Here is a 14,996-nt window from a genome sequence, read left to right on the forward strand (position 1 = left end):
CGGCCTCGTCAGCCGCGCTCGAGGATCTCCCCGGAGGGGGTCCCGTCCGCGTCCGTGGCGACCGAGTCGTCGGCCGTCGGCGAGGTGGCCCGCGAGCTGAGCGCCGTCCACGCCACCTCGGCGGCCTTCTGCTCGGCCTCCTTCTTGGACCGTCCGACGCCCTCGCCGAGGACCTCGGTGCCCACCACGGCCTGGGCCGTGAACACCTTGAGGTGGTCGGGGCCCTCGTCGGTCAGGGAGTACTCCGGGACGCCGATTCCGAGCGTCGAGGTCAGCTCCTGCAGGGAGGTCTTCCAGTCGAGGGCCGCCCCCATCCGCGCCGAGGACGCCATGAGCGGGTCGAGCAAGTGGTGGACCAGCGTCGACGCGGCGTCCGAGCCGCAGGACAGGTAGACGGCGCCGATCACGGCCTCGGTCGTGTCCGCGAGGATCGAGGTCTTGTCACGACCCCCGGTGCTCTCCTCGCCGCGTCCGAGCAGCAGGTAGGCCCCGAGGTCGAGCCCGCGCGCGACGTCGGCGAGGGCTCGCATGTTGACGACGGCGGCGCGCAGCTTGGCCAGCTGGCCCTCGGCCTCGTCGGGGTGGGTGCGATAGAGGGTGTCGGTGACGATGAGCCCCAGCACCGAGTCGCCCAGGAACTCCAGGCGCTCGTTGTGGGGCAGGCCGCCGTGCTCGTAGGCGTACGACCGGTGCGTCAGGGCACGCGACAGCAGCGACTCGTCGACGCGCTCTCCGACCACCTGCGCGAGGTGGTCGACGAGGGCGCCGACGGGCCGCTGCTGCGAACCCTCCGGACCGGTCGCGGCGCGTGATGTGGTGCTCATGCGCTCGGCGACCCCGATCAGCCCTGGAGCTCGGTGCGCTCCGCGGCCGCGTAGTGACGACCGTTGTAGGAGCCGCAGGACGGGCAGGCCATGTGCGGCTGCTTCATCGAGCGGCACTGCGGGCACGCCGTGAGGGCGGTCGCCGTGGTGCGCCAGTTCGCGCGACGCGAACGGGTGTTGGAGCGCGACATCTTCCGCTTCGGGACAGCCACGTCAGTTCCTCTTCTCTTCGTTGCTGGTCAGAGCTTGCAGGGCCGACCACCGGGGGTCGAGCACCTCGTGGTGGTGGTCCGGGTCCTCCGCCAGGTGGGCTCCGCACTCGGAGCACAGCCCTGGGCAGTCGGCCCGGCACACCGGCTGGAACGGCAGGGTGGGCACCACTGCGTCCCGCAGCACCGGCTCGAGGTCGAGCAGGTCGCCCTCGAGCTCACGCACGTCGTCGTCCTCGTCGTCCGCCGCCACCTGCTCGTGTCGAGCAGCACGCTCGGCGTAGGCGAACAGCTCCTGGAAGGTGGCCTCCACGGGGAGGGTCACCGGGTCCAGGCACCGCACGCAGGCGCCGGTCGCCGTGGTGGTGATGGTGCCCGTCACGAGGACGCCCTCGAGCACGGACTCGTAGCGCAGGTCGAGGTCCACGGGGGTGCCGGGCGCGACGGCGATGACGTCGGTCCCGAGATCCTCCGGAGCCTCCACGACACGCTGCTCGGGGTGCATGGACCCGGGGCGACGACCGAGCTCCCGGGTGTCGAACACCAGGGGCGAGCGGGGGTCGAGTCGGGGCATGGCTCCAGTCCGAGCGGTCGAGGATGGTGACGGCACGACCCGTCCGGGCCGCGCACATCGGTGCTGCCGGTCCGTCGCGGGCATCGAGATACCAGCACACAGACCGACGCACAAGACTACCGGACGTGGCGGGCTGCCCCAAATGCGACGACCCCGCCAGCCTCACTGCACCCCGCACCGCACCCCGCAGCTCGCCGGCGGCTCAGGTACCGCGCGCCCGCAACGCCCTCGCCACCGGCTCCGGGACGAGGTCCAGACCGTAGCCGCCGAGGCGCCACACCTCCTTGACCAGCGAGCTCGACACGTGCTCGAAGGCGGGGTTCCCGGGCAGGAATACGGTCTCGATGCCGGTGAGGTGCTTGTTCATGAGGGCCATGGGGAGCTCGTAGGCGAAGTCCGTGCCGGACCGCAGGCCCTTGACGACGGCCCCGATCTCGAGCCTCGTGCACAGGTCGACGAGCAGCCCGTCGGAGTAGGCCCCGACGGTCACACCGGGCAGGTGCGCGACGGACTCCTCGACCAGGCGCACCCGCTCGTCGATCGAGAACATCCCCGAGTCGGCCTTGGCGGGGTTGTAGAGCACGCCCACCACCACCTCGTCGTAGAGGCCGGTGGCCCGCTCCACGATGTCCAGGTGCCCGAGGGTCACCGGGTCGTAGGAGCCGGGGCAGATGCAGCGGCGCACCGCGCTCATCGTGTCCTCACCGGCCGCACAGGTGCCAGGTCCTCGGCGCGTCGTCCCGTCGTCCCGCGGTCATGGGGGGTGGTCATGCCGTGAAACCTACCCCCGCTCGGCGTACCACACGACGGTCTCGCCGTACCGCTTCTCGTCGAGGGCGACCAGTCCCTGCGGCCAGGTGGGCTCGGGCGAGCGGGAGGACCGCTCGACCACCACGATCGCGTCCGCGGCGAGCCAGTCGCCCTCGACCAGTCGGGCCAGGACGGCCGCGAGGGTCTCCTCGGAGAGGTCGTATGGCGGATCGACCAGCGTGACGTCGAGGGGCTGCCCTGCTCGCGGCCCGGCGAGGACGCGCTCCACGGTGTCCCGGCGGACGGTGACGTCGCGCAGCCCGAGCTCCGCGGCGTTGCGGGTCACCACCTGCGCCGCCGAGCGGTCGTGCTCGACGAGCAGCACGCTCGCGGCACCGCGCGAGGCCGCCTCGAGCCCGAGCGCCCCGGACCCGGCATACAGGTCGGCGACGTGGGCGTCGGTGAGGACGTCGAGGTGGTCGAGACGGGAGAACACCGCCTCGCGCACCCGGTCGCTCGTGGGGCGGGTGCCGCGGCCGGTGGGGGTGCTGATGCGCCGACCCCCGACGCTGCCGGCGATGATCCTGGTCACGCGGGCAGCCTACGGTCAGCCACGCTCGAGGTAGGCCGCGCTCTCGTCGTCGAGCGTGTCGGCGAGCCAGGTCGCCAGCCGGGGGTGGGCCGTGAGGGCGACGTCGTCGCTCAGCAGTGCCTGGGCGTCGTCGCGGGCCTCGGCGATCAGCTCGACGTCGCGGGGGTTGGCGAGGCGGAGCATGCGGATGCGGCGCCGGCGTCCGCTCTGGCTGGCCCCGAGCACGTCGCCCTCGCCGCGCAGCTCGAGGTCCTGCTCGGCCAGGGCGAAGCCGTCCGTCGTGCCGGCGACGGCCTGCAGCCGCTGCCACGCCACGGGCTGGCCCTCGGGCTCACCGCTCGGGTCGACCGGGGTGGCGAGGAAGCAGGTGCCGGCGTGCTGCCCACGTCCGACCCGGCCGCGCAGCTGGTGCAGCTGGCTGATCCCGAAGCGGTCGGCGTCCAGCACCACCATCACCGTTGCGTTGGGGACGTCGACCCCCACCTCGATGACCGTGGTGGCGACCAGCACGTCGATCTCGCCCGCGGCGAACCGGCGCATGGTGGCGTCCTTCTCCTCGCCCGAGAGGCGTCCGTGCAGCAGCGCGAACCGCACGCCCTGGAGCTGCGGGGTGGCGTGCAGGAGCAGGTCGTAGGCCTGCAGGAGGCTCACGGCGGGCGGTCGTGGCGTGGCGTCGTCGTCCGTCCCGCCGGGATCGTCGATGCCGCCCGGGCCGCCAGCACCATCTGGGCCGTCTGGACCGCTGGCGGCCCCGGCGCCCGCCGAGGGCCCCACCTCGACGAAGCCGTCCTCGGTCTCGTCGCCGCTCGGGCTGTCGCTGTCACCGATCCGTCCGCACACGACATAGGCCTGACGGCCTGCGGCCACGGCGTCGGCCACGACCTGCCACATGCGGGCCATCCACGTGCCGTCCCCCTGCCGCACCACGTGCGTGGTGATGGGCGAGCGTCCGGCCGGCAGCTCGCGCAGGACCGCCGTCTCCATGTCGCCGAAGACCGTCATGGCCACCGAGCGGGGGATCGGGGTCGCCGTCATGACCAGCACGTGCGGTGGCCGAGCCGCCTTGGCGCGCAGGGCGTCTCGCTGCTCGACGCCGAACCGGTGCTGCTCGTCCACGACGACGAGCCCGAGGTCGGCCAGCTGCACGGCCTCCTGGATCAGCGCGTGCGTGCCGATGACGATGCCCGCCTGTCCGGAGGCTGCCTCGGACAGCGCCCGGCGCCGGGCGTCGGTGCTCATCGAGCCGGTGAGCAGCACCACCCTGGTGGCGTCGTCCGCCCCACCCAGCAGGCCCGCCTCGGCCAGCGGGCCCATGATGGCGCGGATGGAGCGGTCGTGCTGGGCGGCGAGCACCTCGGTCGGGGCGAGCAGGGCGGCCTGCCCTCCGGAGTCGACGACCTGCAGCATGGCGCGCAGCGCCACGACGGTCTTGCCGGAGCCCACGTCGCCCTGCAGGAGCCGGTGCATGGGGATCGGGGAGGCCAGGTCGTGGGCCAGCTCCTCGCCGACGATCCGCTGACCCTCGGTGAGCGGGAACGGCAGGGCCGCGTCGAACGCGTCGAGCAGACCTCCGGGCCGTCCGGGCCGGGCGGTGCCCTCGTCCGCGGCCGCCGTCAGCCGGCGCTGGACCAGCGCGGTCTGCAGCACCAGCGCCTCGTCGTAGCGCAGCCTGGCGCGAGCGGTCTCGAGGTCGCCCCAGGCGCCCGGCTGGTGGATCAGCCGGATCGCGGTCGTCCGGTCGCAGAGCCCGTGGCGGCGGAGCAGCTCGTCCGGCACGGGATCCTCCAGGTCGCCGACGGCGTCGAGCACGATGCCCATCGCCGTGCCGATCTGCCACGAGGTCAGCTTGTCCACGGCTCGATAGACCGGGAGGATCTGCTGGTGCCGGACGGAGTCCTGGATGACCTGGTAGTCCGGGTGCGACAGCTGCCAACGCCCGTTGAAGGTGCCGGCCTTGCCCGAGAACACCGCCAGCGTGCCGGGGGTGAGGTCCTTGGCCGGCCCCCAGTGGCTGAAGAAGGTGAGGTCGATCTCGGTCGTGCCGTCCGTCACGGTGGCCCGCAGCAGCTTCTTGCGGGGGTTGGAGCGGATCGGCGCGACGGCGGCGCGGAGCACCTCGGCGACCACGACCAGGTGCTCCCCCTCGCGCAGCTGGGTGGTGGACAGCTTGGCCTCGAGATAGGCCCGGGGGTACCACCCCAGCAGGTCGCCCGCCGTGACCAGGCCGACCTTGTCCAGCGGGTCGGCGGTGCGCTTGCCGAGCAGCGAGCGCAGGCTGCTGCCCGGTCCGGCCCGGTCCGCGCCCTCCCGGTCGACCCAGGTCGTCTCCCCCGCCACCTACTCGACCCCCACCAGCAGCAGGTATGCCGCCTGCCCGCCCGCGTGGACGCCCACCTCCACGCCGGGCCACCGGGTGGCGAGGTGCTCGCGCACGACGTCGACCTCAGCGTCGGACAGCCCCGCCGTCACGAGGGTGACCAGCTCGCCGCCCTGCTGCAGCAGGTGGTCGACGAGGTCGACGGCGACCTGGTCCATGGCGTCGCCGACCAGGACGATGTCGCCCTCGACGATGCCGAGCAGGTCACCCGCCCGGCAGGGACCCGCGGCCGTCGCCGCGTCACGCGTGGCCCGGGCGACCGCACCGCTGCGCACCTCGTCGACGACGGCCCGCATCGCCTCGGCCGCCTCGGCCGTCGGGGCCCCGCGATCGAGGACGGCCAGGCAGGCGAGCCCGGACACGTCGGACCGGGACGGGACGACGTGCACCTCGCGTCCGGCGGCGGCCAGCTCGTCGGCCGCGCTCGTGACGGTGAGCAGCACGTCGGGGTCGTTGGGGAGCAGGACCACGGAGCGCCCGGGGTGGGCCTGGACCTCGTCGACGATGGCGCCGACGCTGGCTCGGGCTCCCGGGCTGCTCGGCACCACCAGGGCGCCCTCGGCGACGAAGAGCTCGCGCAGCCCCCGCCCGTCGGTGCACGCCACGACCAGGGGCCCGTCCTGGTCGGCGACGGTGCCGGCGGGGCCGCGGCTCTCCCGGAGCGCAGCCGCCTGGGCGTGCAGGTCGGTGACCGTGACGGCCGACACGGCACCGGCGTCGTCGGCGACGCGGAGCACGGCGTCGGGATCGTCGGCGTGCACGTGGACGCGGGCCAGGTCGCCGTCGACCGCCACCACCACGCTGTCGCCGAGGGCGGCGAGAGAGGACCTCAGGGCGTCCACGCCGTCGGGCGACGTCAGGTGGAGCACCAGCATCACCTCGTGCTGGGGACCGGAGTAGTCCTCCCCCACGTCCGGCCCCTCGTCGTGGGCCACGCGGGCGAGCGCCGACAGGCGGTCCGCCTCCATGGCGGCGGCGTCGGGGTCGCCGGGGTCGGACTCACCGCCGTCGACCACCCGCTTGAGCGCGTCGAGGACCGTGACGAGGCCGGACGCTCCGGCGTCGACGACCCCGGCCGTCCGCAGCGCGGCGAGCTGGGTGGGCGTGCGGTCCAGGGCCGCGCGGGCCGCGGTGACGGCGGCGTCCACCACGGCGCTGAGGGTCGCCTGCGCCTGCCGGGCGCGCGCCTCGGCCGCCTCGGCGGCGCTGCGGGCGACGGTGAGGATCGTGCCCTCGGTGGGGTCACCGACGCAGTCGTAGGCCAGGTCCGAGGCCCGCCGGAAGGCCTGCGCCACCACACCGGCGTCCGCCCCGCCGTGGTGCGCCGGACGCTCGACGACGTCGAGCAGCCCCCGCACCAGCTGGCTGACGATGACCCCGGAGTTGCCGCGGGCCCCGAGCACGGCGGCACGGGCGAAGGCGGTGAGCTCCTCCTCGGGCTCCGCGGCGACCGAGCGCTCGACGGCGGAGTCGAGCGTGAGGAACATGTTGGTGCCGGTGTCGCCGTCCGGGACGGGAAAGACGTTGAGGGCGTCGATCTCCTCGCGCCGCTCCGCGAGCGCCGCCCGGGACCGGACCGCCCACAGGCGCAGGGCGTGGCGGTCGAGCACCCGCAGTGGATCGCGAGGCTCGCGGCGCTGCTCCTCACCCACGTGCGGCTCCCTCGGTATCGGTCGTCACTCGGCCCTCGGCCCTCGGCTCGCGCTGAGCCTACGCGAGCGCACCGACAGGCCCTCGCCGCCCCGGGCTGACCTTCGCCGTCCAGCGCAGACCATCGACGAACACCGCTCACCGTCGCGTGCTGCCGGACCCCGAGGCCCAGGTTTGGTGCCTGCCCCTCGGGTCGGCTACGCTAGAGCGGTTGCCCCACCACTTCCGCGCCGTCGGCGTGCTCGTCGGGGCGCACCCCGACTGTCAACGAATGTAGGAGATCACCGTGGCTGCCAACTGCGATGTCTGCGGCAAGGGACCGTCCTTCGGTCACAGCATCTCGCACTCGCACCGTCGCACCAAGCGCACCTGGACCCCCAACATCCAGCGTGTCAAGGCTCTGGTCGGCGACGCGGGTGTGACCCCCAAGCGTCTCAACGTCTGCACCTCCTGCCTCAAGGCGGGCAAGGTCAAGCGCTGACACCAGCACCGCACGACCGCCGAGGGCGGCTCTCCACCGGGAGAGCCGCCCTCGGCGTCATACCTGAGCGACCCGCAGGAGACCGTATGCCGAGCGCCACGACCCGCGTGGTCGCCGTGGACGTCGCGCGCTGCCTGGCCCTGCTCGGCATCCTCGTCAACCACCTCGTCGGCGGCCTGGCGAGCGCGATCCTGTGGGACGTCCACGCGGTGCTGTTCGCGGTGCTCGTCGGCGTCGGCGCGCAGCTCGGCTCGACCGCCCACCGTCGTGGGTCCACCGTCGCCGCCGGCGCCGTCCGGGCCACCGCCCTCGCCGTCGTCGGGCTCAGCCTCGCCGAGCTCGAGACCCGGGCCGCCATCGTGCTCGTGAACCTCGCCGTGGTGACCCTGGCGGTCACCTGGGCGGCCCGTCGCAGCACCGTCGTCGTGGGTGCGGTGGCTGTGGGCATCGCCCTCGTCGCACCCGTGCTGGCCCACCTCGCGCGGGGCGAGATGCAGGGCCCCTGGCACCCCGACGTGGCGTGGAGCGACCTGGAGGACCCGACCCACGCGCTGGCCACCCTGCTGGTCGCCACGTCCTACCCTGCGCTGCTGTGGACGGTGCTCGGGCTGCTCGGCGTCCTCGCGGCGCGGGCCTACCTGCCCGGCGACGGTCGGCCGGCCCGGCCCGCCGCCCTCGCCCTGACCGGGCTCGGGCTGGTGCTCGTGGGGCGGGTCGGGAGCATCCTCGCGCTCGTCCTGACCAGCCGGACCGCCCTGCTCGAGGCGGAGCAGCAGGCGGCGCTGGAGGAGTCCGCCCTGCCGGACGACCTCGATCGGCTCTCGCTCGTGGGGGCCTACCTGCCCTCGACGCCCAGCCTGCTCGTCAGCGGCGGCCTGGCGCTGCTGGTGCTCGCCGGGGTGCTAGGCCTGTGCCGCTCGGACCGGGTGCGGGGATCCCTGGTCGTGCGGGCCGCCGCGGACGTGGGGTCGATGACCCTGTCCGCCTACGCCCTGCACGTCCTGATGCTGCCCGGCACGGAGGTCGCCCTCGACGCCTGGCCGGGCCTGGACCCCTGGTGGCTCTACCTCGCGCACGTCACGGTCATCGCCGTCGCCCTGCTGACCTGGCGTCGCACCCTGCGCCGTCCGGCGTCGGTCGGCCCGCTGGAGTGGCCGACCCGAGCAGCGATCTCGGCGGTCACCCGGCGAAGTGGTCCCACCCCTGCCCCTGGATCGCCTCGCCGTCCAGCGTGACCCGCGGCCGCGCGTCGTCCGCCTCCACGACCCGGCCGACGACCCACCAGCGCCCGTCCGGGTCGCTCTGGTCCCGCAGCAGCGGGCTGTCGGCAGGGAAGGTCGCGAGGAGCGAGTGCTCCTCTCCCCCGGTCAGCACCTGCGACCACGCCACGTCGAGCGGCAGCACGTCCGTCAGCGGCGGGTCCACGAAGTCCCGCTCGAGGTTCGTGCGGTCGAGGTCGATGCGGACCCTCGACGCCCGGGCAATCCGGCCCGCGTCGCGGACCAGGCCGTCGGACACGTCCATCATCGCGGTGGCGCCCGCGAGCGAGGCGACGACCCCCGAGGAGACCGCGGTCACCGGCGTGCGGTGGAACCACATGAGGACGCTCCGAGCGCTCTGCTCGTGCCATCCCGGAGGGGGCTCCGCGCCCGTGGGGTATGGCCGGGGGCTGCCGGGATCCGTCTCCCCCTGCGCGTAGAGCCACCAGCCGGCCCCCGACCAGCCGAGGGACCCGTGGACGGCCAGGACGTCGCCGACCCGCGCCCCTGACCGCAGCACCGGATCGCGGCCCTCCAGGTCGCCGAGCGCCGTGATCGAGACCATCACCACGCCGTCCGGTGCCCCCGAGAGGTCCCCGCCCACGACGCTCACGTCATACCGCTCGGCCTGGGACGCCACCCCCTGCGAGAACTCCTCGGCCCACCGGGCCGGCAGGTCACCGTGCGCGGCCAGGGTCACCAGGAGCCCGGTCGGGCGGGCGCCCATCGCGGCGATGTCGGCGACGTTCTGCGTGACGAGCTTGGACCCGACCTCCGCCGGCGTCGACCACTCGTCGCGCCAGTCGTGCCCCAGCACCATCGTGTCGGTGGTCGCGACCACGGAGCCGGAGGCCGCCCGGAGCACGGCGGCGTCGTCGCCGGGCGGGACCAGGACGTCCTCGCGCTGGACGAAGTAGGGGAAGATCCGGTCGAGCAGGTCCTCCTCGGACAGGTCCCGCAGGCGCGGTCCGTCCTGGGCGTGGGCTTCTGACATGCGACCTCCAGTGCGGGCCTTCGGGAGCGACACGCTACCGTGGTCGCGACGCGGCACCACCCTTGGTCCCGCACCCGCCGCAGCGACGCGGCGGTCACCTAGAACGAGTGGAGGATTCGATGGTCCAGGCCTACATCCTGATCCAGTCCGAGGTCGGCAAGTCGTCCCAGGTCTCCGAGTCCGTCGGCGCCATCGACGGCGTGGTCAAGGCCGAGGAGGTCACCGGACCCTACGACGTCATCGCCCGGGTCGAGGCGGAGAACGTCAACGAGCTCGGCCAGCTCGTCATCGCCAAGATCCAGGACATCCAGGGCATCACCCGCACCCTGACCTGCACCGTCGTCCACGGCTGAGCAGGAGACCGTGCAGGGTCTGCTCGACCGACGCGTCCTCGTCACGGCCACCGTCTGCGCTCTCGCAGCGGTGGCCGTGACGCTGCTCCTGCTGCGTCCGCGGCCGGTCGAGGTGGTCGCCGGCCCCGCCGACACGTCGGCAGCCTGCGTGGCGGCCCGGGAGCACTGGCCCGCCACGGTGGCCGGTCAGGAGCGCCGAGACGACGTCGTCGGCGCCCGGAGCGTGGCGGCCTGGGGATCGCCCGCGATCATCGCCCGCTGCGGCCTGGCTCCTCAGCCGCCCAGCGCCGACCAGTGCATCGACGTCAGCGGGACGGACTGGGTCGTGCAGCCGCTCACGGACGGGACGCGGTTGACGTCATACGGCACGGACCCCGCGATCGAGGTGCTCGTCCCCGAGCGCTATGCCCCCGCTCCCCTGCGGGTCGGGGTCTTCGCGGACGCCGTCCGGTCTCTGCCCTCGACCGGTCGCCGCTGCACCTGACTCCCCGGGGCAGACTGGGCCCATGAGCGCCTCCGACAACGCCGCCCCCACCGAGCACCAGGGTGGGGACAGCCTGGTCACCGTCCTCGTCGCCCTCGGCGCCAACGCCCTGATCGCGGTCGCCAAGACGGTGGTGGCGGTCATCACCGGATCCGCGTCGATGGTCGCCGAGGCGGCACACTCGTGGGCGGACGCGGGCAACGAGATCTTCCTGCTGCTGGCCGAGCGGAAGTCGGGTCGTCCACGAGACCGCTCGCACCCCCTCGGCTACGGCCGCGAGGCGTACGTCTGGTCCATGTTCGCGGCGTTCGGCCTGTTCACGGCCGGCTCGATCGTCTCCATCTGGCACGGCATCACCTCCCTGACCACCGAGGAGGCCGAGACCGACTACCTGCTGGCGTACGTCGTGCTGGCCGTCGCCTTCGTCCTCGAGGGCATCTCCTGGCTGCAGGCCATGCGGCAGACGCGACGCGAGGCCCGGGCCCGCGGCCTGTCGGCGGCCCGCTACATCTGGGGCACGCCCAACCCCACCCTGCGCGCCGTCGTCGCCGAGGACAGCGCGGCGCTCATCGGCATCGTGCTCGCCGCGCTGGGCATCCTGCTGCACGAGCTGACCGGCAACCCGGTGTGGGACGCCGTCGGCTCGATCCTCGTGGGCGTCCTTCTCGGGATCGTCGCGATCTTCCTCATCGACCGCAACCGCGACTTCCTCACGGGGCAGGCGGTGTCGCCCGACGTCCGACGCAAGGCCCTCACCGCCCTGCTCGGGCACCCCGAGATCGAGCGCGTGACCTACCTGCACCTCGAGTGGGTCGGCCCGCAGAAGGTCTTCCTGGTGGCCGCCGTCGACCTGACGGGCGACGCCCCCGAGCACGACCTCGCCGTGACCCTGGACCGGCTGGGCGACGAGCTGCGGACGCACGAGATGGTCGAGGAGGCCGTCCTGACCCTCGCCACGCCGGACCGTCCGTCGCTCGAGCTGGGCTGATCCCACCCCACGGCTGACCGGCGCCTCCCCCTGTTGGCCTGCCCGTCGCCCACCCGACGGCGGCCCGTCACCTCGCCGAGGCAGGCTGCGGGGATCCGACCGGACTCCCCCGGAGGTCCGCCATGCGCACCCGTCACGCCCTCGCCGGTCTCGGCGCCCTCACCCTCTGCCTGTCCCTCGGCGCGCCCGCGGTCGCCGGGCAGGACGGCGCCGGACAGGACGGCACCGGCAGGGACCAGGTCAAGGAGCAGGCCAAGGACCAGCGACAGGTCCAGGCACAGGGGCGTGGCAAGGGCCACCAGCGGCTCTACACGTTCGCCGTCATCGGGGACACGCCCTACGGCGCCGAGATGATCGCCCGCTTCCCGCAGGACGTGGACCGCATCAACGCCGACAAGGACGTCCAGCTGGTCATGCACGTCGGCGACATCAAGAACGGCTCGTCGCCGTGCTCCGACGCGTACCTCACCTGGATGCGAGGGCAGCTCGACCGGCTCGAGGACCCGGTGGTCCTCACCCCCGGGGACAACGAGTGGACCGACTGCCACCGTCCCGCCGCCGGTGGCTTCGACCCGCTGGAGCGGCTCGCCAAGGTCCGCTCGGTCTTCTACCCGCAGCCAGGCACGACCCTCGGCAAGCACCCGATGTACGTCAACGCCCAGACCTCTCTCGGTTTCCCCGAGAACGTCATGTGGTCCCGCGCCGAGGTGCAGTTCGCCACGGCCCACGTCGTCGGCTCCAACAACGGCTTCCTGCCATGGACCGGCAGGACGACCACCACGCCGCAGCAGCTCGCGGAGGCGGTCGACCGCACCGCCGCGGCCGTCACGCACATCCGGGCGACCTACGCCGAGGCGCGCCGCACCAAGGCCAAGGCGGTCGTCATCGGGATGCAGGCCGACATGTTCGACGTGACCCAGAAGGCCTGGAGCCTCGACACCAACAGCGCCTTCGTCCCCGTCATCAAGGCCCTGACCGAGGAGTCCAACCGCTTCGGCGGGGCGACCTACCTCCTGGACGGCGACTCGCACGTGTTCAACGACGACTACCCGCTGACCGCCGGGTCGGTCTGGCTGCAGCGCTACGGGCTCACCACGCCGGCACCGAGGATCCACCGCATCACCGTCGACGGCGAGGCCGCCGCGGACGAGTACCTCTCGATGACCGTCGACCCCAAGGCCAAGAAGGGCTCCCGCGACGTCCTCGTCTACCGCCGCGTGCCCCTGACCTGACCGACGCTCGTGGGAGAGTGGCGGCATGCCTCTCCCCCACGTGCTCCCCGGGCGGCGGTATGCCGTCCGCGTGGCCACCGCCCACCCCGTCGCCGACGGCGGGGCCACCGGCACCGCGGCCCGCGACGTGGTGGGTGTCCTCGTCGGTGCGGACGCGGGCACGTGGACGCTGCTGCCCGAGGACCGTGGCCCCGAGACCGTGGCGGTGGCGGACGTGCGGGCGGCCCGCGAGGTGCCGCCCCGCGTCGTCCGCCCGACCTCCTCGATCGACGACGTCCAGCGGCTCGCCGCTCGCGGCTGGCCAGGTCTCGAGCAGCACCGCCTCGGCGGGTGGCTGCTGCGGGCGGGTGCGGGCTACACGGGGCGCGCCAACTCCGCCCTGGTCGCCGGGGATCCTGGCCTGCCGATCGAGGAGGCGGTGACGCGGGTCGAGGCGTTCTACGCCGAGCGCCAGACCTCGGCCCGCTTCCAGCTCGCCTATCCCCTCACGGGACCTCAGGACCCGGCCGGTGACGTCGACGCCGTGCTCTCGCGCCGCGGCTACGCCGTGGTGACGCCGACCTACACCTACGTCACCGACCTGCGCACGCTGGACCCCGCACCGCTGGGCGACCTGACCGCCTCCTGGGCCGACGACCCCGACGAGGAGTGGCTCGCCCCCGAGAGCCCGCTGCACGGTCGTCACCCGCGCGCCGTCGACGTCATCACGGCGTGCCCGGCGCGCTACCTGACGCTGCGGTCCGGCGGGGGCTTCGTGGCCCGGGCGCGGCTCGTCGTCACCGAGGACTGGTGCGGCATCACCGAGCTCGTCGTCGACGAGTCGGTGCGCGGGCGGGGGATCGGACGTCGCGCCATGGGCGAGCTGACCCGTGCGGGGCGCGAGTCGGGGGCCCGCTTCGGCTACCTGCAGGTGCTCCAGACCAACGCCGCGGCCACCGGCCTCTACGACTCCCTCGGCTGGCGCCGGCACCACCGCTACCACTACCGCGCCCTCCCCTCCTGAGGCCCTGGCGCCCCCGAGGCTCCTGACGGCGGTGCGGTCGGTCTTCTCGGCATACGGTGTGGGCATGCACGAGGACTGGACCCTGGCCACCCGCTCCGTCGCCCTCGGACGCCCGGCGCACGAGCCCGGCGCGCCGGTCAACGCGCCGCTCGAGCTGTCGAGCACCTATGTCGCGGGCGCGGATCCGGGCTACGGACGCGTCGGCAACCGCACGTGGGACGCCTTGGAGCAGACCCTGGGTGGGCTGGAGGGCGGCCGGTGCCTCGCCTTCGCCAGCGGTATGGCGGCCGTGGCCGCCGCCCTCTCCCTCGTCCCCCGAGGCGGGGTCGTCGTGGCGCCGGACGGGGCCTACAACACGACGCTGTCGCTGCTCGCGTCGCTGGCTGCGGACGGCTCCGTGCGCGAGCTGCGTCGCGTGGACCCGGCCGACACGGACGCGGTGGTCGCGGCGCTGCCGGGGGCCGACCTGGTGTGGCTCGAGTCCCCCACCAATCCCCTGCTCGAGGTGGCCGACCTGTCCGCGATCGCCGCGGCCGCCCACGACGCCGGTGCGATCGTGGTGTGCGACAACACCTTTGCGACTCCGATCGTGCAGCGGCCGTTGGAGCTCGGGGTCGACGTCGTCGTCCACTCGGTGACGAAGTACCTCGCGGGACACTCCGACGTCGTCCTCGGTGCCGTCGTCACGGACCGACGTGAGCTCGGCGAACGGCTGCACGCGCACCGGACCCTGCACGGCGCGATCCCGGGACCGCACGAGACGTGGCTGGCGCTGCGCGGCATGCGCACCCTGGCGCTGCGGGTCGAGCGGGCGACGGCGAGCGCCGCCGAGCTGGCCAGGCGGCTGGGCGAGCACCCGTCGGTGAGCCGGGTGCGCTACCCGGGGCTGGGCGCGATCGTGTCCATCGAGATCGCCGCCGGCGCAGAGGCCGCCGACCGCGTGTGCCGCGCCACCCGGCTGTGGACGCACGCGACGAGCCTCGGCGGGGTGGAGTCACTGCTCGAGCGCCGTCGCCGTCACGCCAACGAGCCCGTCGTCGTGCCCGAGGATCTCGTCCGCCTGTCGGTCGGGATCGAGGACGTCGAGGACCTGTGGCGCGACCTCGACCAGGCACTGCGCAGCGTGTGACACCTGGCCCCGCGTCGTCGAGCCGGGCACCCGCGCCGCTGACTCGGGTCGCCGCACCCGTCTCACCCTGCAACCCGAGACCACCTCGCCAGCGCGA

General features: G+C 73.7%; 16 protein-coding genes. 8 read left to right on the forward strand and 8 right to left on the reverse strand.

The window, feature by feature from the left end:
- Window positions 1-8 precede the first annotated feature (8 nt).
- From rnc to K313_RS0112870, 7 genes are all read right to left on the reverse strand, one after another.
- Window positions 9-824 carry a ribonuclease III gene (rnc, locus tag K313_RS0112840; RefSeq protein WP_029211939.1) on the reverse strand — a complete coding sequence of 272 codons (816 nt, stop codon included), beginning with the start codon at window positions 822-824 and terminating at the stop codon, window positions 9-11.
- Window positions 825-841: 17 nt separating this feature from the next.
- On the reverse strand, window positions 842-1,036 hold the full coding sequence (rpmF, locus tag K313_RS0112845; RefSeq protein ID WP_019287936.1) for a 50S ribosomal protein L32: 195 nt from the start codon (window positions 1,034-1,036) through the stop codon (window positions 842-844).
- A 1-nt stretch (window position 1,037) separates the two neighbouring features.
- The gene (locus K313_RS0112850; protein WP_029211940.1) at window positions 1,038-1,607 is read right to left on the reverse strand and encodes a YceD family protein; all 570 of its coding nucleotides are present in this window, start codon (window positions 1,605-1,607) and stop codon (window positions 1,038-1,040) included.
- A 202-nt stretch (window positions 1,608-1,809) separates the two neighbouring features.
- Window positions 1,810-2,301 (reverse strand): pantetheine-phosphate adenylyltransferase, encoded by a 492-nt coding sequence (coaD, locus tag K313_RS0112855; RefSeq protein WP_029211941.1) that lies wholly within the window; start codon window positions 2,299-2,301, stop codon window positions 1,810-1,812.
- Window positions 2,302-2,388: 87 nt separating this feature from the next.
- Entirely contained in the window at window positions 2,389-2,949 is a 561-nt protein-coding gene (rsmD, locus tag K313_RS0112860; protein WP_029211942.1) for a 16S rRNA (guanine(966)-N(2))-methyltransferase RsmD, read from the reverse strand.
- Between the two features lie 15 nt (window positions 2,950-2,964).
- The gene (locus K313_RS0112865; RefSeq protein WP_029211943.1) at window positions 2,965-5,286 is read right to left on the reverse strand and encodes an ATP-dependent DNA helicase RecG; all 2,322 of its coding nucleotides are present in this window, start codon (window positions 5,284-5,286) and stop codon (window positions 2,965-2,967) included.
- Window positions 5,287-6,978 (reverse strand): DAK2 domain-containing protein, encoded by a 1,692-nt coding sequence (locus K313_RS0112870; protein ID WP_169516843.1) that lies wholly within the window; start codon window positions 6,976-6,978, stop codon window positions 5,287-5,289. It abuts the gene before it with no gap.
- Window positions 6,979-7,262: 284 nt separating this feature from the next.
- Here K313_RS0112870 and rpmB point away from each other — a divergent pair, with 284 nt between their 5' ends.
- Both rpmB and K313_RS0112880 read left to right on the forward strand, forming a co-directional pair.
- The gene (rpmB, locus tag K313_RS0112875; RefSeq protein ID WP_019287942.1) at window positions 7,263-7,457 is read left to right on the forward strand and encodes a 50S ribosomal protein L28; all 195 of its coding nucleotides are present in this window, start codon (window positions 7,263-7,265) and stop codon (window positions 7,455-7,457) included.
- Between the two features lie 86 nt (window positions 7,458-7,543).
- Entirely contained in the window at window positions 7,544-8,692 is a 1,149-nt protein-coding gene (locus K313_RS0112880; protein ID WP_029211945.1) for a DUF418 domain-containing protein, read from the forward strand.
- Here K313_RS0112880 and thiL read toward each other — a convergent pair.
- Window positions 8,637-9,710 (reverse strand): thiamine-phosphate kinase, encoded by a 1,074-nt coding sequence (thiL, locus tag K313_RS0112885; RefSeq protein ID WP_029211946.1) that lies wholly within the window; start codon window positions 9,708-9,710, stop codon window positions 8,637-8,639. The two genes, K313_RS0112880 and thiL, sit on opposite strands and share 56 nt — an antisense overlap.
- A 119-nt stretch (window positions 9,711-9,829) precedes the next feature.
- Here thiL and K313_RS0112890 point away from each other — a divergent pair, with 119 nt between their 5' ends.
- From K313_RS0112890 to K313_RS0112915, 6 genes are all read left to right on the forward strand, one after another.
- Window positions 9,830-10,063, forward strand: a complete 234-nt coding sequence (locus K313_RS0112890; protein ID WP_019287944.1) for an Lrp/AsnC family transcriptional regulator — start codon at window positions 9,830-9,832, stop codon at window positions 10,061-10,063.
- 10 nt (window positions 10,064-10,073) lie between these two features.
- Complete coding sequence (locus tag K313_RS21070; protein ID WP_029211947.1) at window positions 10,074-10,547, forward strand: DUF3515 family protein; 474 nt, start codon at window positions 10,074-10,076, stop codon at window positions 10,545-10,547.
- A 22-nt stretch (window positions 10,548-10,569) separates the two neighbouring features.
- Window positions 10,570-11,535 (forward strand): cation diffusion facilitator family transporter, encoded by a 966-nt coding sequence (locus tag K313_RS0112900; protein ID WP_034253124.1) that lies wholly within the window; start codon window positions 10,570-10,572, stop codon window positions 11,533-11,535.
- Window positions 11,536-11,657: 122 nt separating this feature from the next.
- Window positions 11,658-12,767, forward strand: coding sequence for a metallophosphoesterase family protein (locus K313_RS0112905; RefSeq protein WP_029211949.1), 1,110 nt, complete (start codon window positions 11,658-11,660; stop codon window positions 12,765-12,767).
- Window positions 12,768-12,792: 25 nt separating this feature from the next.
- The gene (locus K313_RS0112910) at window positions 12,793-13,770 is read left to right on the forward strand and encodes a GNAT family N-acetyltransferase (protein WP_084412814.1); all 978 of its coding nucleotides are present in this window, start codon (window positions 12,793-12,795) and stop codon (window positions 13,768-13,770) included.
- A 64-nt stretch (window positions 13,771-13,834) separates the two neighbouring features.
- Window positions 13,835-14,899 (forward strand): trans-sulfuration enzyme family protein, encoded by a 1,065-nt coding sequence (locus tag K313_RS0112915; RefSeq protein WP_029211951.1) that lies wholly within the window; start codon window positions 13,835-13,837, stop codon window positions 14,897-14,899.
- Window positions 14,900-14,996 lie beyond the last annotated feature (97 nt).

The sequence above is a fragment of the Arsenicicoccus bolidensis DSM 15745 genome, assembly GCF_000426385.1.
Taxonomy (GTDB): Bacteria; Actinomycetota; Actinomycetes; order Actinomycetales; family Dermatophilaceae; genus Arsenicicoccus; species Arsenicicoccus bolidensis.